Raw genomic sequence first — 26,506 nt, forward strand, 5'->3', positions numbered from 1 at the left:
GGATGTAAGGAAATGTCCCCACGTTTAGTTCACGTGCTAAATCAGGCTCTGATCAACGAGATCATGAGCACCATTGAGCGGGGAGATCTGGCCCGCCTGCAGGATTTAGGTGTCGAGGCCGACGATGCCGCTATGCTGCAGCTGTTGTCTTCAACCGCCTTCGCCCGACTGTGCAACTGCACCGTGCCCATGGCCGAGGTGTCGGTGAATCGTGCCGTGCTGAGGAACGTGGTTCGCCAGTTGCTGAATGACAGCAACCGCGATGAGCGCATGGTGAGAGCCATGAACCTGGGCGCCTCGTACTCACTGCTGGAGGAGTTCTTTGGGCTGAACTCCACCGAGGCGGCGTCGGTTCGCCGACTGCAGGGCATCCAGATTTCCTCGGGACGGCAGCAAATGCCGTCAGAGGAGCAGGAAAAAGCCCTGTGGGAGCGGTGGCACGAAGTCGTGCAGCCAGAAGCCGCGGAAAGCACGGATGCCTTCCTCGAAGCCATGTGCCGGCTGACGGAAGAGGCCCGCGCAGGCCTCTTTGGTCCCGATCAGGCGCTGCTCTCACTGGCCAGCTGCTGGCATCTCGTGAGTGGCTGGATCGAGGATGAACGTCTGTTCGGCAAAGGCGTGAAGGCATTCCGTGCCCGTCATCTGCGTGAACAAAGCAATACTGACGGGCTTATCCGGCACGTCAGACTGCTGAAAAAGCCTGCCTAAGCGCCGCCTGTGACTGTGACGATTGTCATCAAAGCGCGCCCGCATAAAAGCTGGGGGATGATCATGAGGATCAACCCCGGCTTAATGCCGTATCTTATGCAGCGCTACTGCCATGACGAGCAGGTGTTACGGCACCTGCTCGATGGCGATCTCCTTGTACGCGAGGGGGATGAGCCCTATCGTCACCCCCTGCGTCTTGCCATCCAAGCAGCCCTGGATGCGCGTGAGCAGAAGCAAGAACAGAAAAAAGCCAACACCACCCGGCCCGGCAAAGTCCTGCATGGCCGTCAGCCCTACCTGTACCCCGGACTGTATATCGGTACAGGCAACCGCTGTGGCCATCGGCCCCAGCGCCCGGTCAATGAACGGATCGCTAACCCCCTGGTGGATTTTGATGATCTGCCCCAGGCCATCCAGCGTATCCGAAATGTCTTTTTGAACAGCGGCACCCATGGCCACGAGTACAAAGGTACCGTGTCGCCGGTCTACGATAACCCGCGTCTCTACCCGCTGTTCACCAATTCCGGCAAGGCCAACCTGGACGGAACACCCCGCTGTGACCGTTCAGAGCTGCGCTTGATTGAGGTGCGGACCCTTGCCGCCATGGTAGAGATGGCTAATTTTGCCAGTACCGGCGATGACATCCACATTGGCACCCCGCGTGATGATGGATCCTTCAGTCACCGATCAATGCTGGAGATTGCTCTGTCAGCCAGTACGCCGGATGGTGACTGTCTTGTTGAGCCGGAAAACCCCCACCTGCCGCCCAACCTCTGGACCTTCAGGCCCACACAGCGCTATCGCCGCGCCACCAAAGCCCTGAAGAACAAAGGCCACCTGACGGTTGTGCAACGTTATGAAGAACGCGATGGCCACAAGTACGCCCTCACGGCAGTGAAATCCATCAGCGCTACGTCCTTGATTTCCCTCGGCGTTGTCAGCGAACGGCAGCTGCGCGAGTTTCGTGACAACCGCCGCCGTGAGCTGGCCAAACGGCGCAATGTCTGGCGCGCCACGCGCCCTGACTTTGTAGCCAAACGCCAGGCCGAGCGTGAAGCCCGCGCCACGGTCCGCAGTCAGCTGCGCCCCAGCAACCTGGCAGGTCGCTGCCGACCCGGCTATACCCCGCTTGAAAAAACACCGGAGCAACAGCTGGCTGCCAGCCTCTGGCAGCGTTACCGGGGCTACCAGCACCTGCTGATGGCCAGTCTCTGCCGAGAGCAGGAGCAGCACGGCCATCCCCCTTACTGGGTGAGAGAACGGGTCAGGCAGCAGCTGCAACCGTTCGAGACCTGGAAAGAGCAGCAACTTGAACAACACGAACACCCCGAGGCGGCCCATTGAACGCCTCGCGGCCTCCCCTTGCCTGAATTTCTCCCCTCATTGCACCACTGGCCTTTGCGGCTCCCAGATTGATCACTATTTAACCTAAAACACCGATCCCACCCACGTCGACCGCCCCGGCGCGTCCTGAACGACCGCGCTCACGGCGTTATTAACCAGAGAGTTAAAAATTAAGTGTCAGTAGTTTTGATTTAACTGTCAGTAATATCCTTTTAAGTGTCCTTTGCCTCTTTATCTGCTTAAGAAATCTGCTTGTTCTTCTGGCAGCTACGCTGCTGAAAATGCAGCGGCCTCTCGATGCCCTGCGGGCATGCGGCCTTACGCGGGCCAGCCCGCACCCGGACGGGGCTGCGCCCCATCTCCCGCAGGGTCGGTGCTCCACTGAATGCACCGCACTATGCCAACGCCATCGGTTAAACAGGGCGCGGGAGGGCGCAGAATCAGCCTATTGTTCCGTGCCCGCGACAATGGCCACGGGGAACTCAGAGGGGCAAACCGCCGTGGTGACGGGACAGATGGGCGGGTACCGGCGCGGCCAGACCTGGCATCCCTCTGCCAGGCCGTGTAGCGCCTATTCTGGGGCTACGCCCCAGCCCCCCGGTGTCCAGGAGGAGTACGATGGCGGGTCAATTGACGAGTGGCAGAAATGGCATATACAATTTGGCATATACACAGGAGCGACCTACCATGCCAACCCTACCGACTCCCTCCAGATCCAAGGAAGCCAAGCTGTTTCGCAATAACCGTAGCCAGGCGGTGCGCATTCCTGCAGAGTTTGAATTACCAGGAGAGCGTGTACTGATCCATCGTGAAGGCAGCAAGCTCATCATTGAACCCGTGGCACGACCAACGAACATCATCGAGCTACTGGCGGAATGGAGAAAAGAAGCCCCCCTGGGGCCGGAAGATCAATTACCCGACATTGAAGATATGCCTGCCTCGTCGGAGGAGATATTTTGAGCGGTTACCTGCTGGATACGAACATCATCAGCGATGTGATCCGTCATCCGAATGGCTCCGCAGCCCAACGCATTGAGCACATCGGACCGAAAGAGATATTCACCAGCATCATCGTTGCCGCTGAATTACGTTATGGCTGTGCAAAGAAAGGGTCTGCCCAGCTGCAGGCTAGGGTGGATAGCCTCCTTGCTACCATCCCGGTGCTGCCACTGGATGCTCCGACGGATGCTAAATATGGGAGTATCCGCGCCGAGCTGGAGGCCGCTGGCCAACCTATCGGCATGAATGATCTGCTGATTGCAGCCCATGCCCACGCACTTGGCCTCACGCTTGTGACCGACAATACACGCGAATTCAGCCGCATCCGGGGCCTCTCTGTCGAGAACTGGCTGCAAAGACAGGGACAGTAAAGCCCTCTAAGCAGCAGAGGGCTACACCTGCGTATCGGCTCGCACCGTCAGCCTGGGCTATGATCAGAGGCAACTCCCCGCCACAGAAGGACATACCGATGGCCAGCCCCGAAAAGCGACGTCAACGCGCCAAGCAAAAAGCAAAAGAAGGCCGCATCATCAGGCAGTTTGACAAACGTCTTGCCGCCCTTGATCGGGAGATTGCCGTACTCGATGCCCGTGACGCTCAGATCAAAAACGAGATCTCGTCCGCCATGATGGCGCAGCTGGTGAATGCGCCTTACACCTATGACGACTGGGCGGAAGATTACCTGGCAGGCATTGATGAAGCGCATCCGCTCTATACCCATCTCAACTGGGGGGATGAGATGCCGGATCCGGCAGACATCATTGCCCTGGCCAGGCAGCTGAATCTGCCCGATTTTTACGAGCAGGCCGAACTGCTGTACCAGCAGGATCAGGCACGCCGACAACCCTAAGCCACTTTTACAGCATCAGACGCATCAGTAAGGACCGTTATTCATGAGTTTACTCGTTCTGCCGACAGGGATGTCGGTTCGCCCTACCGACCCTGAGCTGGACCGTGAGGGACAGTCTCACGGTTATCTGTTCCGGGATACCGTGCTCGGTGATGTGGGTATGCTGCTGGTCCGTATCTGGATGGATGTCAAAAATCCGGCGGCCACTACCGGCTTTTTTCATGTCGAAGCCCTGGGGGAACCGGACGATCCCATGACGGCCAGGCGAAAGGCCTGCTTTGACAGCGTGGCGGATGAGATCACCGCCGTGCTGAACGCCCTGCCCGCCCTCAACACCATTGAGGATGTCTCCGCGATCCTCCCCCTCGACACCAGTACCACGGTCCGGCCCCTGCACTATCGCCGGCAGCAGAGCAAAGACCTGCTGTGCGCGAAATGCCACCAGGATGCGGTCATGCTCTATTACTCCGATGCCCGGAGCCCGGCTGAATTTTACGATGTGGCACGTCATAGCTACGCCGCGGTGGCACTGGCCAGCGAGATGGGAGCAGGACTGGTCGCCTGGGTGGTCGGAGAGGAAACCACGTCACTCAGTGATGACGAGCGGTACTTCCCAGTGATGCAGTTCTACCCCGAATACGCGCCGGTGCGCATGTACTCCAAACAGGAAATCGCTCAGCTGACCAGCGCTGCTGTGCGCAGGCACTGTCCGCCGACCATCGTGTCTCATTAAGCCGCCCCAACCCTCTGACTCGCCGTCAGGCTTGATGCATGACGGCGCTGTCTCCAGCCCCAACTCTTCCACTACCAGTCAGGTTTTCCCGGCCACATCCGAATAGCCAGGAGAAGTATCTGCTACCTATATTTAATATATATACGTATAAAATATAGCCACTTTGGCGGTCTGCAGTGCTCCAGGAGAAGATAGACCTGCATTTAGGCCGCATCATGGACTAGCGGGGGCATTTGAACAGAAACTTACGGTTTCACCCTCGCGGATCCACCTCAAACCGTTAGGGCCTTTGTAGTAGTCGAATCCAGATCAGCTTGCGATCTTGGCTCATTTCCGCCACGGCCCTGACGACTAAAGCAGTCTTGTCACCCGTCACGATCTGGCCATTCAGCCGCCATGTAGCACGTCGATCAGTGGGCACGTCCAGGCTGAGGCACACCTCAACCAGACGCGGTAAGGACATGACCAGGCATAGCAAGCGTTCCCGACTCATGCCAACTGCTTAACGTCCCAATCCGCCATTTCGTGAGCTCTCCCCTTGACGCGAGTAGTCTGCGCCCGACCGGACGCAAGGTGCCGCCGTCCGGCGCAGCGATACGTTACGAAAGCTGCTTTATTATCATATTTTGTATTATGTATCATATCTGTAATTATGCTAAATACATGATATGATATACAAAATTCCGCGACATGATCCATGTGTGACGAATGGGTGGTTATCCCCGATCCGAGGGGCTTACGGGGCTGTTCGTCAGTGTGAGGGCGAGCGAGGCTCGTTTGAGGAGTGCCGGGCGAGTTCTTCCCCTCCGCCGATGTCGCCCGGTAGGCAGTCGCCGAGGGCCGGGTTTTCGCAGCAGATTGACCATGACTAGGAGCACGACATGGCACGAGCAGGAATCACCTTTGAGCAGGTCGTGGCTGTCGCTGATGCGCTGGCAGGCGAGGGGCAGCAGCCGACTATCCGGGCGGTGCGTGAGCGGCTGGGAGATACCGGGAGCCCGAACACGATCCACAAGCATCTTTCGACTTGGCGCGAGGCCCGCCCGGTGGCCGCTGCCGCTGCGCAGGAACTGCCGCAGGCGCTAACCGCCGCAATTGCGGCCGAGATCGAGCGGGCCGCCGTACAGGCACGCGGGGAGATCGAGGGCCGTCTGGTACAGGCACAGGCCGAGGCCGCCGAGCTGGCAGTGGCAGGCGAAGCACTGGAGTCCGAACGCGACACGCTGGCCGAGCAGGTGGCCGTCCTCACCACTGAGCGCGACACGCTGGCAGGCAAAGCCGCCCAGCAGGCCACAGATCTTGCCGACACGCAGCAGCGCATCGAGCGCGAACAACAAGCGGCAGAGGTCGCCCGCGTGGAGGTGGCAACCGCCCGCCTCAAGATCGAGGCGCAGGCTGAGCGAGTGAGCGAGCAGACCGCAGAGATCGAGCGCCTACGCATCGCACTGGCCGAGGCGCAGTGTGGTCGCACCGCCGCCGAGCAGCAGGCCGCTGTGCTAGCCGCCAAGCTGGAAGCCACCGCCGACCGGGCCAGCCGTGCCGAGGCTCGCACCGAGCAGGTCGAGCAGCAGGCCGCCAAAACGGTGCGGGCCCACGATACCGCCCGTGCCGCAGCCGCACAGGAAGCCCGGCAGGCTCAAGCAGAACGCGACGACGCCCGCAAGACCGCCGCCGATGCTCGCGAGCAAGCCGCCCGACTGGCCGGTCAGCTTGAGGCGCAACAACAGCAGCAGCAGGACAAAGCCGTTGCCGCCGAGAAGGCCGAAGGCAAGACGCCGAAAACGAAGGGGGAGTGATGCACAGGTTGGTCAGGAAGCGACCGCGTGACGACTTTCCACGCAATTTAGTCGGGTTAGAATCCGACCGCGTGAATCGTATGGATTTACATATCATATGTTTTTACATACCGTCCTGCAGGTCATAGCTAGCGCGATCCGCCACTCTTACAGCGCCCGCCCCAACCCTCTGCCCCGCCGTCAGGCTTGATGCAGGACGGCGCTGCTGCTTTGCTCCGATACTCCCATGCGATATGTATTCAGGCACGGAAACGAACATGGCTCACGACACCATCACGATGCCGTCTCAAGGCACAGAGAAATGGAACATCATTCTCGATCAGCCCGGTACCCCACTTTGCAAGGCGGTTGTCGATGATCTGATTGAAAGATCCTGCTGTTCAGACAACCCTGCGATCCTGCCTTTTTTGGGGTATCGGGGCTCAGATGAGGCACGGCGTCAGGTATTGATTGATACCTACGGCAAGGACATGGCATCGTGGCACGACGAACAGTGGCCCTGCATGGTGCCCGAAGCGAAAGGAAGGGTGTTGGTTTAATCTGCAGATCATCTATCACATCAACTACATCCAGGCCGGCTTCTATCGCGAGGCCGATTATCTGCGCTGGCGTGAACAGCAGGATTAAGCGCCCTGGCCCAGCTGTCTTGCTGGGCCATTCCTCTCTATCTCTCCCGCTCCCGCTGCCAGTCAGGTTTCCCCCGCTACACGCTGATGAGCCAGAACTACACTGCCCGGCAGTGTTTCATCCAATCATTTAACGAGGGTGCCAAGTCATAGCCGGCGCATTGTTAAAGTGCTACTTTTACTTACGGATACATTCTGTGACTGTGTTAGAATCACGCGTTTTTTTGGAACAGGATGGATGCCATGGACTATAGTGAATATGAAGGCGAACGCTGTAAGGATGTCGATCTCTTTCACTTTGAGGAAGACTTCATGAACTTCAACGATCTGGCCAGAGCGAATGGGTTTACTTACTGGTATGCCCGCGACTTCATGTTTATGCTCGGCTACAGCTCGTACGAGACCTTTCGCAAAGTCCTCAATAAGGCCATGACCACCTGCCTGACACTGGACATTGACACGTCCGATAATTTTCAGCAGACCCACCGAACGCTGGATGGTAAAGAGGTCAAAGACTTCAAACTCTCGCGCTTTGCGTGTTATCTGGTCGCCATGAACGGTGATAACAAGAAAGAAAAAGTGGCTCAGGCGCAGGCCTTCTTTGCTGTCACGGCCGAAGCGATTCAGCGCTATGTAGACAATCCTGCAGAGGTTGAGCGTGTCCTGATCCGTGACGAGATTACCGCCCATGAGAAAACCCTGGCATCCACAGCCAAGGCTGCGGGCATTGAGACAGACAAGGACTATGCCTTTTTTCAGAATGCGGGGTATAGAGGCATGTACAACATGAGCCTTACTCAGCTCAAGGAATACAAAGGACTGGCCCAGAAAAACCGCTCTTTGCTCGATTTTATGGGTAAAGAAGAGCTGGCTGCCAATCTCTTTCGTATCACCCAGACCGACCTGAAGATGAAGAATGAAGCTATTCAAGGTCAACGTCTGGCAGAAAATACGGCCAGGGAAGTGGGCTCTAAAATCCGCAAAACCATGTTAGAAATCAGTGGTATTGCCCCTGAAGATATGGCTCTGGCAGATGACATCAAGAAAGTGAAGACATCATTAAAACAGACTCATCGCGGTCTTAAAAAACTGGATAGTTAACCCTTCCCCTCTTGCGACTCCCCGTACAAGGCCCAGTGACGCTGCTGGGCTTACTCATCCTCAAAACCCTTCTTCTGCCAGTCAGGTTTCCCCCGCTACACGCTGATGAGCCACAACTACACTGCCTGCTTCGTTAACCATGAAACAGCGCAGGATAACCGTATGAAAGACAACGGGATGACCCCTCTCATCAAACAGGCAATGCAGGATCACCATGTCGTGGTGCTGGTCGGCGCGACGGGGGCCGGTAAAAGTGTCGCTGCCTATCAGGCACTGGATTTACCCATTGAATGGGATGCACTGGGGCGCCTGCAGGAATCGCCCACCCCTTTGATAACAGAGAATAACGTGATCCTGACCGATGTAATGGGTGAACCCAATGCACTCAGCATCGATTACCTCCAGCGTCATGGAGCGACCCCGGATACATTCAAGATCATGATCTGCGCACAGGTACAGGAAGAAGCACAGCCATTGCTGGAATTTTTGCGGTCACTGGGCTATGACCGCTGGATAATGATTCATATAGCGTCGTGGAAAACACGGGCTGCGATGTCACACGATCAGGCTAAACGCATGCTGGATAACTGCACCACCCCCCTATTCCCACAGACGTAACATTGCATCACAGCACATCAGGAGTCGCACCATGGCCATACCCATGTCGATCAGTGAACGGTTAAACAGTGCGGACAACGTAGCGCTGACGGCGCCACACCTCCATCCCGGTGTTAAAAAAGTGCTGCTGGGGACCTATACCGTACCGCCTCTGGCAGAACATGAGACGTACTGCTGTGACAGGGGCTGCGGGGAGTGCGAAAAAACATTACTGGAAGAGCATCGGGCCACCATCACTTCCCGGGCTGGCATCGTGCAGGAGCGCCATTTCAGCTACATGGAAGTGTCGGCCTGCTGCTATGCCAGACTGGGGATCTGGAACGAGGCCACTGCCACCGGAGAGGAATGTGACTACCACTTCACTGCGGCCACGGAGCAGTGAGGTCACCCCCATGCCACCATCAACGTTAAGGAAAACCGTCTATGAAGATGAAGGTGGCCGAGGTCTGGGTCAGAGCAGGATTGCTCGGGGACTATCGTTATCAGGTCAGTACCAATGATGCCGGCCAGGTGTCGGTGTTCGTGATGTCGGATGTCCCCTGGACAACGCTGCTCAACCCCCATGCTGAACAAGGCCAGCACGTCCCTATGCCTGTGCCGGGCACGTAAACCCTCTGAGCCTCAGTGAGCCTTTCTTGCTGTCGGCTCACCCCTTTCTCCCAATACTACGGCCATCGTTCGGTGAGGTACTGCGATGGCCATCTACCATTTGATCCATCCCCGCTCCCATCTGTCCGGCCAGTACGGCATTGATACGCCCTGGCAGGCCGATCAGATTCGTCAGCTGCTGGCCTTTATCCAGCGCGTCCGGGATACGTTCCCGGTGCTGCCTGGCCTTGATGACGGGCTGTCTGAAGCCACCGCCATGTTGGTGTTAGAGCAGGTACTGCCCGGCTGCCGGGCGCTGACCTGTAGCCTGTCCTGTTCAACGGCAGCAGCCCGCAGGCTGGCCGTCGTCCCTGTCAATCTGGTGCAGGTGTGGTATGAGGTGGCCGCGGTCACGTCCATCACGACGCTGTATCAACTGAGCATGGCCATGGGGGTGGGTCTGTCCGATGTCAGTCATGCCCTGGCTCAGGTCTTGTTGCGACAGGCGGAGTCGGTCTACCAAGCAGATTGGGAACAGGTGATGAAGCTACGCTGGATGGCTGCCGGGTATCCGGTACAGCACGCATGGCGCTGGCACACGGTCTATTCGCAGCCGTTATCAGGTCGTCTGTTGCAGCGTACCTTGAGTGATCTGCAGCGTCTGGAGTCAGGGGTGGTCGCGACACTGGAGCCAGAGCAGGCAGGATCCGCCCCGAGAGCTCAGACCGGCACATCCGATCCCAGTGCTCTGCAGCTGGCTCTCTTTCCGACGATTCATCCATCTCCATCATCCATCCATTCGGAGGTCCATCGTGGCACGAGGCGTTAACAAAGTTACCCTGATTGGCAATCTGGGCGCGGACCCCGAAGTCCGCTACATGCCCAACGGCACTGCCGTAACCAACATTACCCTGGCAACCAGCGAAAGCTGGAAAGACAAACAGTCCGGCCAAGTACAAGAACGAACGGAGTGGCACCGTGTGGTGTTCTTCGCCCGTCTGGCTGAAGTGGTCGGTCAGTATGCACGCAAGGGCTCCAAGCTGTACGTGGAAGGCAAACTGCAGACTCGTAAGTGGCAGGACCAAAGTGGTCAGGATCGCTACACCACCGAGATCGTCGTGGACATGCGCGGCTCGATGCAGCTGCTGGACAACCGTTCCGACAACGGTCAGAGAGCAGGCCAGGGTGGAAGTGCGCCGAATGCCCCCGGTCGCCAGGGAGGAGTCCCACAGCAACCCTACCAGCAACCCGCCTCACCTGCGCCCGATTACTCCGGTTACCCACAGAACAACTTTGACGACTTTGATGATGACATTCCATTTTAGGCCCTCCCTGAAACAAGGGTGGGGCGCGGTGGTGCTCAGTGCTGTGTGTTGGGCCGCCGCCCTGCCTGCACTCGCCACGCCGGCAGCAGACAGTGCGGCTGTTGGGTGCCTGGCACCCGACGGCACGCGCTATCCACCGGGCAAACTCTATACCTTGAACCAGCACGAACTGGATCAGCGCAAAGCGGCGGGTGAATGGGTCTCGGATGGCGATGCCATCCTGGCCCAGTGTCAGTTTTTAGTGGATGTGACGACAAGCCAGCATCCGGTACCGGAGCAACGGCGGTATGTCTGGGTATCGTTTGAATGGGGACAGTGAGTAATGACCAACGATCAGCGGAAACAGCTAAAAGAGCTTGATGAGATGGAGCGGCAGGCAGGGATCAGGCACGTGAAACGTTTAAGGCACGGCTGCTCCTGGGAGGCAGTGCCGGATGTGTTGTGACAGCGATCTATGTAGGCGTCACCGGAGGGGGATGGGTGCAATGGGCTGGGACGATGATGATCCAGCTGGTGATCCTGGGACTTATGTTGAGACTGGAAAAGCCCGCCCCCCTGAGTGTCATCCTGACGTGGAATAAGGAAGAGCGTTATGCCGTCTGGAGGCCGTTTGCCCAGTTTAGTGAGCGCTCGCTGGATGCCCTGCCTGAGGATCGCCCTGATCTCTCACCTGAGCAACGGCGGCTGTTACTCAGTGAAGTGCATGTACCCCGCCTGTTTGCATGGTCACGGTACCCCGCCACCCTGTGCGCCGCGTTTGAACGAATCGATCCGGTGCTAGCGTCGTATACCCCGACCGAGCAGCGAATGGCTGCCTTTGTGGCATTGCAGCGGAATATTCAGGCAGCCGGCACGGATGTCAGACAACTGGCGCAGCATATCAATCGCTGGGTGAAGGCGGATCGGCAATCCATCAAGACTGCAGCAGCGGCCACTGAGAAGGCTGGCTGATAGGTTGGGCAAAGCAGAGAGACTGGGGCAGGTCTCAAAAAATCCTAAACCATATCCAGTGCAATAAGTCAATACACAATGAGGCAGTCTGTGGGTTGCTGCCTCAGTTTTTTCTGCTAAGTGATTCCCTGGGAATCACTTAGCCAAATATCGGTCAGCTATAACGCACCCGGATAAGTGACCAAGGGTTAGTAAAGTGATTCCCTGGGAATCACTTAGCCAAATATCGGTCAGCTGTAACGCACCCGGATAAGTGACCAAGGGTTAGTAAAGTGATTCCCTGGGAATCACTTAGCCAAATATCGGTCAGCTGTAACGCACCCGGATAAGTGACCAAGGGTTAGTAAAGTGATTCCCTGGGAATCACTTAGCCAAATATCGGTCAGCTGTAACGCACCCGGATAAGTGACCAAGGGTTAGTAAAGTGATTCCCTGGGAATCACTTAGCCAAATATCGGTCAGCTGTAACGCACCCGGATAAGTGACCAAGGGTTAGTAAAGTGATTCCCTGGGAATCACTTAGCCAAATATCGGTCAGCTGTAACGCACCCGGATAAGTGACCAAGGGTTAGTAAAGTGATTCCCTGGGAATCACTTAGCCAAATATCGGTCAGCTGTAACGCACCCGGATAAGTGACCAAGGGTTAGTAAAGTGATTCCCTGGGAATCACTTAGCCAAATATCGGTCAGCTATAACGCACCCGGATAAGTGACCAAGGGTTAGTAAAGTGATTCCCTGGGAATCACTTAGCCAAATATCGGTCAGCTGTAACGCACCCGGATAAGTGACCAAGGGTTAGTAAAGTGATTCCCTGGGAATCACTTAGCCAAATATCGGTCAGCTGTAACGCACCCGGATAAGTGACCAAGGGTTAGTAAAGTGATTCCCTGGGAATCACTTAGCCAAATATCGGTCAGCTGTAACGCACCCGGATAAGTGACCAAGGGTTAGTAAAGTGATTCCCTGGGAATCACTTAGCCAAATATCGGTCAGCTGTAACGCACCCGGATAAGTGACCAAGGGTTAGTAAAGTGATTCCCTGGGAATCACTTAGCCAAATATCGGTCAGCTGTAACGCACCCGGATAAGTGACCAAGGGTTAGTAAAGTGATTCCCTGGGAATCACTTAGCCAAATATCGGTCAGCTGTAACGCACCCGGATAAGTGACCAAGGGTTAGTAAAGTGATTCCCTGGGAATCACTTAGCCAAATATCGGTCAGCTGTAACGCACCCGGATAAGTGACCAAGGGTTAGTAAAGTGATTCCCTGGGAATCACTTAGCCAAATATCGGTCAGCTGTAACGCACCCGGATAAGTGACCAAGGGTTAGTAAAGTGATTCCCTGGGAATCACTTAGCCAAATATCGGTCAGCTATAACGCACCCGGATAAGTGACCAAGGGTTAGTAAAGTGATTCCCTGGGAATCACTTAGCCAAATATCGGTCAGCTGTAACGCACCCGGATAAGTGACCAAGGGTTAGTAAAGTGATTCCCTGGGAATCACTTAGCCAAATATCGGTCAGCTGTAACGCACCCGGATAAGTGACCAAGGGTTAGTAAAGTGATTCCCTGGGAATCACTTAGCCAAATATCGGTCAGCTGTAACGCACCCGGATAAGTGACCAAGGGTTAGTAAAGTGATTCCCTGGGAATCACTTAGCCAAATATCGGTCAGCTGTAACGCACCCGGATAAGTGACCAAGGGTTAGTAAAGTGATTCCCTGGGAATCACTTAGCCAAATATCGGTCAGCTGTAACGCACCCGGATAAGTGACCAAGGGTTAGTAAAGTGATTCCCTGGGAATCACTTAGCCAAATATCGGTCAGCTGAGGCAATGCCCTCCTCTCCCCCTCCATTTCCCTACTCTCAGCCTGTCTCTGAGGGTTTTCTGCTGAGTTGCGGGTCGTTGTTGAACACACTGCGTAGCGGCAGCCGGACGTAGATCCGGCGCCGCTTTTCTCGATTGTTCTTGCTCATGTTTCGTTTCTATTTTCGCTTCGCCATTCAATCAGGAGTGTGTTCATGTCTGATTCTGCTATTTCCGTAACCGCCCCCCAGCTGGGGGCGCTGCGCTCGACCATCACTATCCAGCTGCATACTTTCCACGCTTGCCGGCTGTGGGAAGGCGTCAACATCAACGACGACAACCATGCCGATGAGTCCAATGGGCGTCCGTTCAATCGCCCCGGCATGCGCGTGTTCATGTCCAATATGCACCAGACCACAGTCGCGTCAGGGATGTACGATCCCTATGCCGACAAGCACATGCTGGACATCGAGCAAGCCATCGCCAAAGCCCGTCAGACCCTGCTTGAGCAGAAACAAACCATCAGCGCGGTGTTGAGCCAGGTGCCGTCATCGATCTCCATGACGGACAACCTGTCGGTCAGTCCACGGCAGTTCCCGGTCATTAGCGCCACGCCACTGGCGTTCCAGGGCAGCTACCTGGTATCGGATTTTGACGAGCTGATCCGGTCGATATTGCTGGCCAGCCATGTGGGGCTGATCGGTAATGTGGATAAGAAGCTCTTAATCAGAGATGCAGCCCGGGTGGTCCGCAGTGTGTTTGATAAGTCTCGCCGCTATCGCTTTACCGGGCTGACCCGTGCCGACTATGTGCTTGGTGGCGCCAAGGTGCTGGCCGCCATCGAGCGCAACGGGGAGTTGCCGGCAGGTATTCTGGATGGAACCCTGCGCTCACAGTTCTCCCCTCCTCTGCCCAAGGCCCAGCTGGATGCCATGAATGAGGCGCTGGCCACGCGGGCAGGTCTGGCCGCCGGACGCCCCCCGATCAACACAGTGACTGACGCAGTATCTGCTACCGAAGCGCTGGACGAGGCGGGAGAGGAAGTGACTGGGGCAGTGATCAATGGTGCTACGAAGATGACTGGGGCAGGGGTATCTGACATCGAGGCCGAGGCGTGATTCGCGTCTACACCCCCGCAAACGATGTCTCCCCAGAGCTGCTGTCACAGGCCGCAAACGTTCCCTCCCTAAAAGGCCTTTTTCCTTTTAAGGGTAAGGGGAGAATCGCGCTATTGGGTGTGCAGGCCGAGGAGTCCCGTGAGGGGCTCCTGGTCCTGGGTCGGTATATCGTCCGGCAGTCGGAGGAGTTGAACTATGTCTGGCAGCTCGGTGCGATTCTACGACTGCAGCGGGCAGGATCTGGGGCAACTTTTCTGCGCTGGCGTTTGCCGGATCACCAAGCTGGGCAGAGTGGCGTACCGTTGTGGGCGTCGGTCATGCAAAAACAGGTCGATGCCAGCGTGCGTCGGTCACTGCTGGCTATGGAGCAGGATCGTGTGGCGTTCAATCTGCAGATGAGTATCTGCAGCACGCTGATCCGGCAGGCTACCGATGGGCTGACGAAGATGGAGTCGGCAGAAAACGTGTGGAGTGAGGAGCGGGTATGACTGATAAAAACTCACGCGGGAGTATATTGGATGATCTGGATCAGTTTTTTGGCACGCTGGGCGTGTTGATCGCATGTGTGATCATCTGCTGGGTCTTCATCATTCCTGGTTGGCACAGCCGGGTAGATGCAGGGCGTGTTCAGCTACATGAGGTGTCCGAGCAACTGGAGCATCATCCGCTAGTTAAACAACTCAGGGATGCAAGTGTGGTTCGCATTGAGTCAGAGTCATCGGGATTTGAACCTGGTACAACGACAGCCACTGTGACATTGCGCGATGGAGCAGAACGAGTGATCGAATTTCAAGCGTTCGCGCTATTTGATGTATTTCCGGGTGAGAGCATCACCAGTCGCACAGGCAGCGCGTTTGTCGCACGCTGCATTGCTCAGCATCTGGTCATTGATCTTCAGGAAAAGACGCCTGTCGTCACCGTCACAAAGGACTGTGGCCATTACGAGAACCGGGATACCGTACCGCCTGCAGCGATGATGTCGATAGCGAAAGTCGCAGTGGATCAGGTGCTGAACAAGATATTGCTCGGGCTGCCTCTGGTAGAGGCTCACACCCAAGTCAGCCAGTAGCTGAGGCGGCGCCCGGCCCCTACGGGGCTAGCATGTCTGTGGGTGTCCTACCGAACGCCCCGTGGGGTGGCTGGGCACCGCTGGCCCCTGCGGGGCTGGCATCACGTCTGGCCACTGCGTGGCCGGTGGTGCGATTCGTTCCGTGTTTTCCTCCTGCCCTTCCGTTGCTTTCTGCCGCTGCTGATGAGTTGTCTGTGGCGGCATTCCTTCCTGTTCCCGTGAGGGTTCTCTGCGGTATTTGTCGCTGTCTTTTCTGATCCTGTGCCTCGTTGATATGTGATGTGCACAGGGGATGAGGTGGGGAATGCAGCTGATTTTGTGTGAGAAGCCCAGTCAAGCAAAAGAGATCGCCGCACTCGTTGGCGCAAGCAAGCGCGGTGAGGGGTGTTTGCTGGGGAATGGCGTCATAGTGACCTGGTGTATAGGCCACTTACTGCGGATGGCGGAACCCGACGAGATTAACCCAAATTGGAAAGAATGGCGCCTGGAGCAGCTACCCATGATCCCGGGCGAGTGGTCCATGCGGGTGGACGCTGACAAGGCAAAGCAATTCAAAGCGATTAAGTCTCTGTTAACTCAAGCCACCTCAGTAGTGATTGCGACAGATGCGGGGCGTGAGGGGGAGATGATCGCCCGTGAGATCATTGAGCACTGCAACTGGCGCAAAGGCCCTGTGCATCGGTTGTGGGCTTCTTCTCAAGATGAGGCTACGTTGCGCAAAGCGCTGGCATCACTGTTGCCCGGTGCCTCCAAGGAGCCCCTGTACTGGTCGGCATTGGCCCGATCACGAGCCGACTATATCGTCGGTATGAACATGACCCGCCTGTACTCGCTGCTGGCAAAGCAGCAGGGTTATCAGGGGGTGCTATCAGTCGGGCGTGTGCAGACGCCTACGCTGGCACTGGTGGTCGCGCGGGATCGGGAGATCGCCCGCTTTGTATCAAAGCCGTTTTTTGAGGTTGTGATCACGGCAGACGGAGGCCATGGCCGCACCTTTGCCGCGCAGTGGTTACCCGTGGCCCAGGTGGCAGATGAGGAGGGCCGCTGTATTAACGGCCCGATTGCGCAGCAACTGGCTGCCCGACTCCGGGGGCAGGCGGCACAGGTCGCTTCTGTGGAGGTAAAGCGAATGCGGGAGCAGCCTCCCCTGCCCTTTAGCCTGAGTGCCTTGCAGCAGATCTGTGATCGTAAATTCGGGTTCGGCGTTCAGCAGACACTGGATATCGCTCAGTCGCTGTATGAGAAACATAAAGCCACCACCTATCCACGCAGTGATTGCCGTTATCTGCCGGTGGCGATGCTTGAGGAAGTAAAACCCGTCCTGCAGGCACTGGCTCAGTCTGATCCGTCCCTAGGGCCACTGGTGATGCAGCTGGACAGTCGGCTGCGGTCAGCTGCCTGGAATGATGAGAAGGTGAATGCCTCAGACCACCACGCCATTATTCCGACGATGGGAGTGATTGATCTGTCAGCGATGACCGAGGACGAGCGCCGGGTGTATGAACTGATTCGTCTTCATTACCTGATGCAGTTTATGCCTGCTCACGAGTATGACCGGACTGAGGTGATGCTGGTCGCGCTGGGGCAGCAGTTTAAGGCTGTGGGCAAAGTGATCGCCGTTACCGGATGGCGGGCGCTGATGGCAAAGTCTTCTGCGGCGGAGTCTGATGAGGCTGAGGATAGCGATGCCGGTGGGCAGGAGTTGCCGCCGTTGGAGCAAGGACAAGTTTGCCCGGTCACCGATGCCCAAGTCGTGGAGAAGAAGACCACGCCGCCCAAATTTTTTACTCAGGGAACGCTGATTGCCGCGATGAAAGGCATTGCGCGTTATGTGGCGGATCCACGCCTGAAGGCCAAGTTGAGCGAGACGTCTGGCATCGGTACCGAAGCCACCCGGGCGGCCATTATCGAGGGGCTGATCAAACGGGGGTTTCTGTTGAGCAGTAAGCGGTCGGTCAAAACCACCGAAGCAGCACAGTCGCTGATTGATGCTCTGCCCCAGCCGCTCACTGATCCCGGGACCACGGCACTGTGGGAGCAGGCGCTGTCTGCCATTGAGCGGGGTGAGCTGACACTTGATCAGTTTGTGGCGACTCAGGCGCAATGGATCACTCATCTTGTTCATGAAGCCAAGCAGGCTGGTCGCGGGGCGTTACAGATTGCCGCTACTCCAACACAAGCCTGTCCGCTGTGTTCTGCGCCCATGCGCAAGCGCAGTGGCGCCAATGGCCCGTTTTGGGGCTGTACTCGATGGCCTGACTGTAAGGGGGTAGTCGATGGTGGCGGCAAGAAGAAGCGGGCACGCAAGAGGGTGGAGGGCACGGCATGACGTCATGGTTCATGGGTTGCACTGCTCACTTTTGCTGGTAATAATGGCCTTACAAAACGTTGACCGCTGACGTCCAATAGCGGCTCCCAAAGACGCAGCCTGAGTGAGAGTGCGTCGCCCCGTCGCCCGATGTGGGTTCCAGGCCAGATCAACAAACAGGGGAACGAGGTTCCCGTACCGACGACGGTCACTGCCTTCCTCTGTTTGTTTCCTCTCGCGACTTTCGTTTTTCTGCTCTTCTGATGGGCAGGCATACCACCGAAGTTTTCTGCCGTATGTGATTGATGGCAGTGCACTTCGGGGTGTGCCTCTGGCCCCATGTTGTTCAACGCTGTGCCTGCCAGCTGCTGCAGGAGCCGTTTGTGTGGGGATCCACGCCATTGATCAGGCCGCGGGCTACGATACCGGCCAGCAATCGACAGATTGCAGTAGCCATCCTTTTCCTGTCGCTCTGTTATCCGCTGTTGTGTTTTTCTACTGCTGTTGTACGTGATTCGTTGTATCTATCCCTTCCCATGATGTGAGCGGCGGCGCTGCTGCCGCTTACCCTACCTGCTGTATCCCGTCCCGACGCTTCGTTGTGGCGCTGTGTATCGCTATGACGTCGCCCTACCTTGTTTCCCTATTTTGATTATTTTGCTTTTTTTGATGTGTTGTTGATGGGGAAGCCCTGTCTGCGGGTTAATCCTCATCGATGAGCTGAGGGTTGGCCGATGTGCGTTGACTTGACTTCCCTCGGTGCGGCGGAAAAAATGGCCGCACGTTATCAGTCTGTTGACTGAAACCCAGTCGCTTCACCTAAGGCGATGACTAACCTGCGGGTTAGTGGTGATTTGCGTGGACAGTATCTCGGCTCATGGCTACGGCACGCACTGGCACTGCCAGCTGATACCACTTTCTCTTATTACGTTGTACTGCACTACTTTGGTCCGGCCCCTCAATGGTGTGTCCGGGCACACTGTTCCGCGTTTCCGTCCGTCAGGCATGCCGTCCTGAGGGCGCTACCCTGTCGGCCTTCTGATTGGATTGACTCGACAGGTGACCTTGTATGTCTACTCAACATCGTTCTCACGCTGATGCGTCTGAACAGGCGTTTACCTTTGCTGACTGCCCCGATCTGCATCTTGCAGACGTCGCAGACTGGCTCAAAAGCTACAGTGCAGCCTGTCCTTATGACATGGATGCCGTCGCTGAAACTGTTGCCCGGCACCAACAACGCCGCTGGGAAAGTTCCTGCTCCATGGTCGATTTATCTGTCCTGCGTCGCTCTGCGCACACGGGGCTGATGATCGCTGCTCGTTTTGCCCGAAAGATGGCAGATCGCATTCAGTGATCTGACTGACCATCCATTTTCGTTATTTCGACATGTCGTTATCACCCTGCTGGGAGTCTTTATTCCCTTCAGGGAGTCATGGCTTTCACAGGGTTCATTTCGTTCCGAACCTTTTGGAGGCTCTACCATGACTACTCAAAACGCTTCTCAGTTTTTCGATTTACACACTTCTGGCATTGGCTATATCAACCGCATTCGCCTGGTTGAGCCAAAAAAAGGAGAGCCCTTCTGGGCCTGTTCTATCGCCGCCTTGCGGGGTGATACGAACAATGTGGAATACACCTATTTCGATGTCCGCGTGTCGGGCACCGAAGCGGCGCGTTTGATCGCTCGGTGTCAACAAGCGGTGGAGGCTGGCAGCAAGATGCTGATCAGTTTCAAGATCGGTGACATCTACCCTGACGTATTCACCTATGCATCCGGTGATCGTAAGGGTGAAACAGGTGTCAGTCTGAAAGGCCGTCTGCTCATGATTCGTTGGATCAAGAAAGATGGCGAAATGATTTACCAGATGCCTAAAGCGGACGACGCGAGCGGTGCTCCTGCTGATACAGCAGGCACACCCGGTGCTAACGCGGCATAACTACTCAATCTATTTTGCTTCACAGTCATTGGCCCAGTTCTGATCTCTGATCGGTACTGGGTCTTTTTTTGTCTGATCAACTGCTACTAGGGGAATAACCGTTTCCCCTGGGGGCACGGCTATTCCCCATGATGGAGGAATACCGTGGTCACTCAACCTGAGCGTGCTCACGACCTGACCCAAGAAGATCGTCTGTTTCTGTCACAGCTCCAGCGTGGGTTGAGGAGTGAAATGGCCACTATCTTCGATAGTCGGTTTGGTCGTTGCACTACACCGCTGGTCGGGGCTTTTGTGGCTCTGCAGGGTAAGAAAATACTGCAGTACGACAAGCAGCGACCGTGGACATGCAAGGCCACCCCTCACTCCGTGCCCTACCAGGCACCGCAGTATCTGGAGCTGGAGGCATTGCAGTCCTGGGGGATCGCCCTGAAACATACGATCTGGCTGGATAACCTCTGTGATGAGGGCGTCTATTTTGGGCAATTTGTCCCAGAGCAGGTGTTAATCATGAGTCGTTGTGGCGAAGTAATTCAGCGTCATGACGGTCAATGGTTTGATAGTTACCTGCCCATAGCAGATCTACCACTTCATGAAGCCATGGCGAAGGCGCTGGATATCCAGCGCATTAACGAGCGCCGCGAAGGCAATTACAACACTGCGAATAGATTATTGATTGAGGCCCAGCGTCTTCGCGAAGCCGTTTCAATGTCCCGACTACACTGGCAGTTACATGAGCTGAAGCAAATCCACGCGGTGACGCGCTGGATGCAGACCGCTCGGTAACGCATTTTTCTTTCGCTTTTTCATTACACCACCACTGGGGGAAACGCTTCCCTAGGGGGGGTGTTTCTCCTGGCCATCCTTGAACCCTGGAGATCCACGATGAAAGCCTTATCCACTGCCGCTGTTCATATCCGCTCCACTGCTGCCCTGACCGATGACGACAAACGCTGGCTGGCCCAGCAACGTCGGTCTCTTGAACTGGGTACCGATATGTATCTGTTCAAACGTCTGGGGGTGCTTCGGCACTGTCGGGTGGTGGTTCTGTCGGATGACAGTCCTTTTCGTTATGTACCCCTGCCTCACCAGGTGTTCACGGCACAGGCCATGAGCCTGGCCATGGCGGCGGTGATGGGATCGACGTTCCGTGAGGTGCGTATCGAGTCCGTTCGCGATCCCTGGACTGGCTACGACATCAGCGGCTACGGCTGTTTCCTGTCGTTCGACGGCGAAAGCTGGAGTTCTTCGGTTTACTGGGTCCGTGAATATGAACGGATTCGGGAGGAACTGGAGAGCACGGGACTACACCCGTACTTCATTCAGCGGGAGGTCTGGAGTGATCGCCCATGGCGAGCTCAGGTGGTCAATGCCCATCATGGGTTTGATCTGTCTGACATCGATGATGACGTGAACTGATCGCTCCTACGCTTATCCATTTAACCAACCACCCTTGGGGGAAATGCTTCCCTCTGGGGGTGTTTCTCCTGGTCATCCTTGAACCCTGGAGATCCACTATGCGCATTCTCTTTATTTCAGCGTTTGCCTCTGACACCTCCGTGCTAACCGGACAGCCCAAGCAACAGTGGCTGGCCGAGGAGCGCCATGTGATCGCTCAGGCGCTGGACAGAATGCAGCAGCATTTAGCGTCCGCGCAGTCCTATCTGGACGAAGGTGATACTCAACAGGCCCAGTGCTGGGCATACGCCGCCGGGGAGAACGGATAGCTCCGACACCTCTCATTAACCATTTCACTACCACCCCGGAGGCACCCATTCCCTTCGGGGACAGGTGCTTCCCGTTATCCATTGGAACCTTCGGGAGCATGCTATGACGTCAACTACCTTTTCCGCACACACGGTTAACACCGTCACGCGGGTGTCTGAGGTGATTGTGCCTGGTTGCCTGATCATCATTGACAGCACTATTACGCTGGATGTGGTCTGCCCACCGTACTGCACGGCGCCGATACGTCTTTCGTCGCAGGCGACTATTGATCTCAACGCCTCGCTCAGTGTGGCTGAGGCGATGAGGGACGCGGAGGGGCATTTCCGATACCTGCGCCATCTGGCACAGGTCAGCGTGGAACAGGCTGGACCGCATGCCCCTGTTCTTCTTCCTGTCAGCATGACCATTCGCAGTCAGGAGGCCAGTTTCAGGGGCGTGAATTTTCAACGCTACCAGGACGGCCAGTGGGAAGAGGACTATGCCCTGATTCCCCCTGAACAATGGCGTGTGACGCAGGAGAAGATCGACTTCTTTGGTCGCACCTGCAGTGAGCTGATCAGACACGGAGACGTGCTTGAAGCAGCAGACTGGCAGGGTCGGGAAGCCGTACTGGCTGACCGGCTCAGGCTCTCCCGCCTTGTGGCGGGTGAACCTGCCTGATCTGTTTCACGCTTTTTTCACTTTGAACCTTCGGGAGAACGTTATGAACTCAACTATCGCCAGGGTGAACGCGGCACAAGCAGTGACGTGTCTGTGGGATGTGATCGTGCCCGATGGCCTGATCGTCATTCACAGTGACATCGCTTTTGAGCTGGGCTGTGCACCTTATTACTCCGGTCCCCTGCGTACCCGTACCACGACCCGTCTGCCGCTTCAGGCATCGGTCAGGGTGGCGGAAGCAATGCAGGTCGCGGAGGGGCATTTCCGGGAAATGGCACGCCTGGCTCAGGTCAGAGCGGAGCAGCATGGCCCTCATGCCCCTGTTCTTATTCCTCAGTCCATGGAGATCCTGTGTGAAGGCGCGGTACTTCAGCGCTACACCCAGGGGAGCTGGCAGGACAATGTGGTACTGATTCCTCGTCATCAGTGGCTGGCTACGCAGGCACAGATGGATCAGATCAGCGATACCTGGGTATCGCTGATCCATCAGGAGCAGTATGCCGAGGCGTCGGCCTGGCAGGAGAAAGAGCATCGGCTGCGTGAGCAGCTGAGCTTGTCCTGTGTACTGGCCGGTGAGCCTGCGATTCAACAATGGGGACGTTTGCCGGGTTCACCTGAACCTGCCTGACGTCTGACTACACGCTGACGTTTCACATTAACCATCCCTGGGGGAAACACTCCCCCAGGGGGTGTTTCTCCGACTACTGTTTTGGAGAACACCATGGTTACTCTTTCCTCTATCTCTTCTACTCGCGCTGTTGTGTCCATGTTCGATGCTGTGCCCAAGACTCCGCAGGAGATTGTGGCACTGAAACGTCGGTGGCGTGAAAGCTGTCGCGCATGGAACATCGAACAGACAGGCGGTTTTGAAGCGCATTATCTAGAGCTGTTGGCCTATCGCATTGAGTGTGAGGCCCACAGCTGTGTGATCAAGAAAAGCCAGGCCTGGGATCATGAGATCAAGTTACTGGCTGATCGACTGGGTTGCTCTGGCAATCTCCGAGTGGCTGAGTATGTGCTCAATATAGAACGCGCTTTACTGCGCTTTGAGGAGCCCGGGCTGCGTCTGCAGTCGGGGCGCTGATCAGCGTTCTCTCTCTCGTTACTGTCTTTTCTTTCACTGCCCATGGGGATCTGTCCCTATGGGCAGATTCCCTGCCGGCGCAACCGGGGTGTTCACCCCAGAGGTCCATCATGGATACCACTGTGCTAGCGCTGTTTCAGTTCGCCGCCATGCTAATGCAGCGGCGTGCTGCGCAGTTTCCTGTCTCAAAATTCACGCACTCGGCGATGTTTTGGCCCGAATGTCCCTGGGCTGAGCCCGGGGAGTGTGCCGTCGACTGGCGTTTGTTCGGTGGGCTGTCGCCCACGGAAGTCGCGGCGCTGTCTTCTACGGATCGGCAGTGTGTGATGGCCCTTTCTCTGTCACCAGTCTGGCAGCAGTGTGTCACTACGCTCTTTGCAGAGATGGATGTCTGGCTGTCATCGGAGGTGGCAGCATGAGTTTCTCTCTCAGTGCGGAAGAACGCGCCATTATCGATCAAGCAAAGGCGATTCTCATGGGGTCTCTACGAGAGCCAGGCGCTTCGATTCATGCGACGGACGCCGCACGCGATTATCTGTGGCTGCAGCTGGCCGCTCATGAGCGTGAGGTGTTTGCAGTGTTGTTTCTTGATACCCGACACAGGGTCATCAGTTACGACGAGCTGTTTTTCGGCAGCCTCGATAAAACGCGGGTGTACCCACGTGAAGTGATCAAGCTGGCTCTGCAACGCAATGCCGCGGCAGTCATCTTTGCTCACAATCACCCTAGCGGAGACCCCGCACCCAGTGAAGCCGATATCGCCATCACCCAGAGCCTCAAAACGGCGCTGGCACTGGTGGATATATGTCTACTCGATCATATCGTCATAGGCCGAGAAGCCGTCTCGTCGATGGCTGAACTCGAACTGTTTTAACTCAACCACTCAACTCAACATAACCTTTGGAGGCCACCATGGCTGAACTGACTCAACCCATGACCCAGTCTCAATTCCTGCAGCTGCAGGACGAACTGGACCAACGGCTACTTGCGTGCGCTATGGGCCAGGAGACAGACGATACGGATCTGCGTATCGCCGAACTCCATAGTCTACTAGATGACGCGCCCTGGACACTGGTGCCCGGTGAGGGGTGCATTCTCAAAACCCAGTGGGATGCCCTGTTTGCTGCGTCAGCGGCAAAATAATCCTTTCTCTTTGGTCGTGTGATACACGACGTGATGTGCGGCTCCTTCGGGGGCCGTTTTTGTTTCTGTTGGGTCTGGGGTAGGCATCATGACGTGTTTTGTAACCCCGAAACCTTGTAACTCGGCGGCATTTGTCTATATCATTTATATTGACATACCACTTAAATGAGCCACCAGCACACAGCACCACCGCACGTTGCGCTATGCATTCGGGACGGGAGAGACGGCTACGGAGAACGATGATGATACCGAGTGACTACCATGACGATCCTAAACTCACTCTGCTGACTGAGCAGCTGTATGAACTGCAGGTGCCTGCCAGCGTGTGCCTGTATGTGTTGTTGCGGAAGCGCGGTATCAAACTGGGCTTCCTGGCTGATTTTGTCGGTATGCCTTACCCAACACTGCTAGACAAGTTAGAAGTCCCCGGTCATCGCCGTCCCGAGGTGTACAGCAGAATGCAGCTGGACCTCCGTACTGCCTTGGGGGTCGATATGATCGGCATCTATCAGGAGGTAGTGTTTGGTGGTGCAGGCTATGACTATGATTACCCTGCTGTTGTTGCAGCGCTGTACGAGGCCAATGTCGAGGGTGCGGTCGTCATCTACGTGCTGTTCAAATTGTATGGCCAGCAGAAGGCCTTGCAGAGTAAAGATGACCTGGCTCAGTCGATTCTTGAAAAACACAGCGCCATGAGAACTGGGCGCTTGATGGATACCTTGAACGCACGTTTAGGGACTCACGATGGAGTGACTCAGGACGTTGTGGCTGTTTTTGGGGTGGATGTCGCCGCCCTGTATGGCAAGAAGAAAACTCTCTGGCCCAAGCGGGACACGTCCGAGTGTGCTATTGACCCAGAAAGGTTGGTGGCAGAGTTGCCTGGTAGCTATTACTCGGCCAAGTCGATGGAAGAGCTGGATGCAAAACGCCTGGATGAGTACCGCCAGATGATCTCCGGGGGCCGCAATGCACTGGAGGTTGCGCGTGAGATGCTGTCTCACAACATCATGCTGCGGGACGTGGCTGAAATAGTCGGGAAGACGCAGGACAATCTGTGTCATCGCATACCTAAAGCGGAGCGTGATGCTCTGCGTCGTCAGGGTATTGAACGCACGGCCACGACGTCCAGTTGATCCTGTTTTGATGCTGTTGTTTTTGATGACCGAATGGGGCTCCGCGTGAGCCCCATTTTGTTTTGGGGGCAATAAACCCTCGCTTTCTCCGTTAGGGTTGTTTACTGACGCGCTCAGTCACCTGCGGCACTGTGCCTCGCACAACGTTGTCGCGAGGTTCCTATGAGCAGTCCGTTCTATCCCATCCGTTATCGCCAGTGGCGTACTCCCCTGTTTGCCTGTCTGTCACCCGGTCTGGCTGTTGCGCTGGCCTGCGGTGTGCTGGCCGGGTGTGCCCAGCAGCAACCTAAACCGGCCCCTGAACCTGTATCGTCGGTCAGCCCCTACCTGATTGCGCCTGATGTCTATGCAGGCGATCTGCCGGGTGTCGAAGCGGGGGCATCCCCTGCGACTGTTACCTATGGCCGTTATACCGAGGTAGCAGTGGGTCCAACCGTGGCCCAGCGCGATCTGATGGCACAGATCATCGATATCCAGATTCCTACCTCCATGTCGCCCAGTGTGGGTGATGCCGTGCGCTATGTCCTGGCCAAGTCGGGCTACAGCCTGGCGGCCCCTTCCTCCGTGACCGACCCGCTCTATACCGCCCCATTGCCTGCGCCGCTTTACCGCATTGGGCCGATGGCTCTGCGGGATGCGCTGCAAGTCTTGGGAGGTCCTGCCTGGCAGGTGCAAGTGGATGAGCTGCACCGCCTGGTGCAGTACGTGCCTCGCCCGGGCTATGCCGCACCGGCAGAGGTGGTGGATGTCAGCGCGTCGGCGCTGGCGACAGTGAAGGTGGGTCAGGCGAGTGAAGCCGGTACGGTGGATGAGAGGGAGGCCGCGGCGGTGCCAACGCCTGTGCGTCCGCGTCGTCAGTCCGGTGAGCAGTGAGGAGCA

34 protein-coding genes are annotated in these 26,506 nt (G+C 56.5%); 33 read left to right on the top strand and 1 reads right to left on the bottom strand.

From position 1 onward, the window contains the following. The first annotated feature begins 12 nt into the window (after positions 1-12). From QCD60_RS30145 to QCD60_RS30170, 6 genes are all read left to right on the top strand, one after another. Complete coding sequence (locus tag QCD60_RS30145) at positions 13-708, top strand: STY4526/YPO1902 family pathogenicity island replication protein (RefSeq protein WP_279781230.1); 696 nt, start codon at positions 13-15, stop codon at positions 706-708. 84 nt (positions 709-792) lie between these two features. Next, entirely contained in the window at positions 793-2,052 is a 1,260-nt protein-coding gene (locus QCD60_RS30150) for a hypothetical protein (RefSeq protein WP_279781232.1), read from the top strand. Between the two features lie 687 nt (positions 2,053-2,739). After that, positions 2,740-3,012 (top strand): antitoxin, encoded by a 273-nt coding sequence (locus QCD60_RS30155; RefSeq protein ID WP_279781234.1) that lies wholly within the window; start codon positions 2,740-2,742, stop codon positions 3,010-3,012. Further along, on the top strand, positions 3,009-3,422 hold the full coding sequence (locus QCD60_RS30160) for a type II toxin-antitoxin system VapC family toxin (protein ID WP_279781236.1): 414 nt from the start codon (positions 3,009-3,011) through the stop codon (positions 3,420-3,422). The genes QCD60_RS30155 and QCD60_RS30160 overlap by 4 nt, the downstream gene beginning before the upstream one ends. 98 nt (positions 3,423-3,520) lie before the next feature. After that, entirely contained in the window at positions 3,521-3,901 is a 381-nt protein-coding gene (locus QCD60_RS30165) for a hypothetical protein (RefSeq protein WP_279781238.1), read from the top strand. 43 nt (positions 3,902-3,944) lie between these two features. Continuing rightward, positions 3,945-4,634: a hypothetical protein gene (locus QCD60_RS30170; RefSeq protein WP_279781240.1), complete on the top strand. Its 690-nt coding sequence runs from the start codon at positions 3,945-3,947 to the stop codon at positions 4,632-4,634. Between the two features lie 280 nt (positions 4,635-4,914). On the opposite strand, the gene QCD60_RS30175 is transcribed toward QCD60_RS30170, so the two are convergent. Then, positions 4,915-5,127, bottom strand: a complete 213-nt coding sequence (locus QCD60_RS30175) for a hypothetical protein (RefSeq protein ID WP_279781242.1) — start codon at positions 5,125-5,127, stop codon at positions 4,915-4,917. Positions 5,128-5,515: 388 nt separating this feature from the next. Here QCD60_RS30175 and QCD60_RS30180 point away from each other — a divergent pair, with 388 nt between their 5' ends. The 27 genes from QCD60_RS30180 to QCD60_RS30310 all read left to right on the top strand — a co-directional run bounded on the left by QCD60_RS30180 (position 5,516) and on the right by QCD60_RS30310 (position 26,500). Continuing rightward, entirely contained in the window at positions 5,516-6,430 is a 915-nt protein-coding gene (locus QCD60_RS30180) for a DNA-binding protein (protein WP_279781244.1), read from the top strand. A 257-nt stretch (positions 6,431-6,687) separates the two neighbouring features. After that, positions 6,688-6,969 carry a hypothetical protein gene (locus tag QCD60_RS30185; protein ID WP_279781246.1) on the top strand — a complete coding sequence of 94 codons (282 nt, stop codon included), beginning with the start codon at positions 6,688-6,690 and terminating at the stop codon, positions 6,967-6,969. Between the two features lie 330 nt (positions 6,970-7,299). After that, positions 7,300-8,157: a BRO family protein gene (locus QCD60_RS30190; RefSeq protein ID WP_279781248.1), complete on the top strand. Its 858-nt coding sequence runs from the start codon at positions 7,300-7,302 to the stop codon at positions 8,155-8,157. 162 nt (positions 8,158-8,319) lie between these two features. After that, positions 8,320-8,775, top strand: coding sequence for a hypothetical protein (locus QCD60_RS30195; protein WP_279781250.1), 456 nt, complete (start codon positions 8,320-8,322; stop codon positions 8,773-8,775). Between the two features lie 31 nt (positions 8,776-8,806). Beyond that, the gene (locus QCD60_RS30200) at positions 8,807-9,157 is read left to right on the top strand and encodes a hypothetical protein (RefSeq protein ID WP_279781252.1); all 351 of its coding nucleotides are present in this window, start codon (positions 8,807-8,809) and stop codon (positions 9,155-9,157) included. Between the two features lie 41 nt (positions 9,158-9,198). Next, positions 9,199-9,384: a hypothetical protein gene (locus QCD60_RS30205; RefSeq protein ID WP_279781254.1), complete on the top strand. Its 186-nt coding sequence runs from the start codon at positions 9,199-9,201 to the stop codon at positions 9,382-9,384. Positions 9,385-9,469: 85 nt separating this feature from the next. Continuing rightward, positions 9,470-10,192, top strand: coding sequence for a hypothetical protein (locus tag QCD60_RS30210; RefSeq protein ID WP_279781256.1), 723 nt, complete (start codon positions 9,470-9,472; stop codon positions 10,190-10,192). Then, positions 10,176-10,688, top strand: a complete 513-nt coding sequence (ssb, locus tag QCD60_RS30215; protein ID WP_279781259.1) for a single-stranded DNA-binding protein — start codon at positions 10,176-10,178, stop codon at positions 10,686-10,688. The genes QCD60_RS30210 and ssb overlap by 17 nt, the downstream gene beginning before the upstream one ends. 28 nt (positions 10,689-10,716) lie before the next feature. Then, on the top strand, positions 10,717-11,007 hold the full coding sequence (locus QCD60_RS30220) for a hypothetical protein (protein ID WP_279781261.1): 291 nt from the start codon (positions 10,717-10,719) through the stop codon (positions 11,005-11,007). Positions 11,008-11,129: 122 nt separating this feature from the next. Continuing rightward, positions 11,130-11,639: a hypothetical protein gene (locus tag QCD60_RS30225; protein ID WP_279781263.1), complete on the top strand. Its 510-nt coding sequence runs from the start codon at positions 11,130-11,132 to the stop codon at positions 11,637-11,639. A gap of 2,026 nt (positions 11,640-13,665) precedes the next feature. Continuing rightward, entirely contained in the window at positions 13,666-14,568 is a 903-nt protein-coding gene (locus QCD60_RS30230; RefSeq protein ID WP_279781265.1) for a PFL_4669 family integrating conjugative element protein, read from the top strand. Further along, positions 14,565-15,056 (top strand): DUF3158 family protein, encoded by a 492-nt coding sequence (locus tag QCD60_RS30235; RefSeq protein ID WP_279781267.1) that lies wholly within the window; start codon positions 14,565-14,567, stop codon positions 15,054-15,056. The genes QCD60_RS30230 and QCD60_RS30235 overlap by 4 nt, the downstream gene beginning before the upstream one ends. Beyond that, positions 15,053-15,637 carry a hypothetical protein gene (locus tag QCD60_RS30240; protein WP_279781269.1) on the top strand — a complete coding sequence of 195 codons (585 nt, stop codon included), beginning with the start codon at positions 15,053-15,055 and terminating at the stop codon, positions 15,635-15,637. Before QCD60_RS30235 ends, QCD60_RS30240 begins: the two co-directional genes overlap by 4 nt. 304 nt (positions 15,638-15,941) lie before the next feature. After that, entirely contained in the window at positions 15,942-17,966 is a 2,025-nt protein-coding gene (locus QCD60_RS30245) for a DNA topoisomerase III (RefSeq protein WP_279781270.1), read from the top strand. A gap of 1,048 nt (positions 17,967-19,014) precedes the next feature. Continuing rightward, positions 19,015-19,299, top strand: a complete 285-nt coding sequence (locus QCD60_RS30250; RefSeq protein WP_279781271.1) for a hypothetical protein — start codon at positions 19,015-19,017, stop codon at positions 19,297-19,299. Between the two features lie 127 nt (positions 19,300-19,426). Continuing rightward, a complete protein-coding gene (locus QCD60_RS30255; RefSeq protein WP_279781273.1) occupies positions 19,427-19,882 on the top strand; it encodes an STY4534 family ICE replication protein in 456 nt (151 codons plus the stop codon). A 144-nt stretch (positions 19,883-20,026) separates the two neighbouring features. Further along, positions 20,027-20,665 carry a hypothetical protein gene (locus QCD60_RS30260; protein ID WP_279781275.1) on the top strand — a complete coding sequence of 213 codons (639 nt, stop codon included), beginning with the start codon at positions 20,027-20,029 and terminating at the stop codon, positions 20,663-20,665. A gap of 99 nt (positions 20,666-20,764) precedes the next feature. Continuing rightward, on the top strand, positions 20,765-21,298 hold the full coding sequence (locus tag QCD60_RS30265) for a hypothetical protein (RefSeq protein WP_279781278.1): 534 nt from the start codon (positions 20,765-20,767) through the stop codon (positions 21,296-21,298). Positions 21,299-21,396: 98 nt separating this feature from the next. After that, positions 21,397-21,606, top strand: coding sequence for a hypothetical protein (locus QCD60_RS30270; RefSeq protein ID WP_279781280.1), 210 nt, complete (start codon positions 21,397-21,399; stop codon positions 21,604-21,606). Positions 21,607-21,709: 103 nt separating this feature from the next. After that, the gene (locus tag QCD60_RS30275) at positions 21,710-22,267 is read left to right on the top strand and encodes a hypothetical protein (RefSeq protein WP_279781282.1); all 558 of its coding nucleotides are present in this window, start codon (positions 21,710-21,712) and stop codon (positions 22,265-22,267) included. Positions 22,268-22,310: 43 nt separating this feature from the next. Then, positions 22,311-22,895: a hypothetical protein gene (locus QCD60_RS30280; RefSeq protein ID WP_279781284.1), complete on the top strand. Its 585-nt coding sequence runs from the start codon at positions 22,311-22,313 to the stop codon at positions 22,893-22,895. A gap of 93 nt (positions 22,896-22,988) precedes the next feature. Next, positions 22,989-23,351 carry a hypothetical protein gene (locus QCD60_RS30285; RefSeq protein WP_279781286.1) on the top strand — a complete coding sequence of 121 codons (363 nt, stop codon included), beginning with the start codon at positions 22,989-22,991 and terminating at the stop codon, positions 23,349-23,351. 110 nt (positions 23,352-23,461) lie between these two features. Further along, the gene (locus QCD60_RS30290) at positions 23,462-23,770 is read left to right on the top strand and encodes a hypothetical protein (protein WP_279781288.1); all 309 of its coding nucleotides are present in this window, start codon (positions 23,462-23,464) and stop codon (positions 23,768-23,770) included. Beyond that, entirely contained in the window at positions 23,767-24,225 is a 459-nt protein-coding gene (gene radC, locus QCD60_RS30295) for a DNA repair protein RadC (protein ID WP_279781290.1), read from the top strand. The genes QCD60_RS30290 and radC overlap by 4 nt, the downstream gene beginning before the upstream one ends. A gap of 38 nt (positions 24,226-24,263) precedes the next feature. Then, the gene (locus tag QCD60_RS30300; RefSeq protein ID WP_279781292.1) at positions 24,264-24,494 is read left to right on the top strand and encodes a hypothetical protein; all 231 of its coding nucleotides are present in this window, start codon (positions 24,264-24,266) and stop codon (positions 24,492-24,494) included. A 239-nt stretch (positions 24,495-24,733) separates the two neighbouring features. After that, on the top strand, positions 24,734-25,627 hold the full coding sequence (locus QCD60_RS30305; protein WP_279781294.1) for a hypothetical protein: 894 nt from the start codon (positions 24,734-24,736) through the stop codon (positions 25,625-25,627). A gap of 162 nt (positions 25,628-25,789) precedes the next feature. Continuing rightward, complete coding sequence (locus QCD60_RS30310) at positions 25,790-26,500, top strand: PilL N-terminal domain-containing protein (RefSeq protein ID WP_279781296.1); 711 nt, start codon at positions 25,790-25,792, stop codon at positions 26,498-26,500. Positions 26,501-26,506 lie beyond the last annotated feature (6 nt).

The organism is Pokkaliibacter sp. MBI-7 (assembly GCF_029846635.1).
Taxonomy (GTDB): domain Bacteria; phylum Pseudomonadota; class Gammaproteobacteria; order Pseudomonadales; family Balneatricaceae; genus Pokkaliibacter.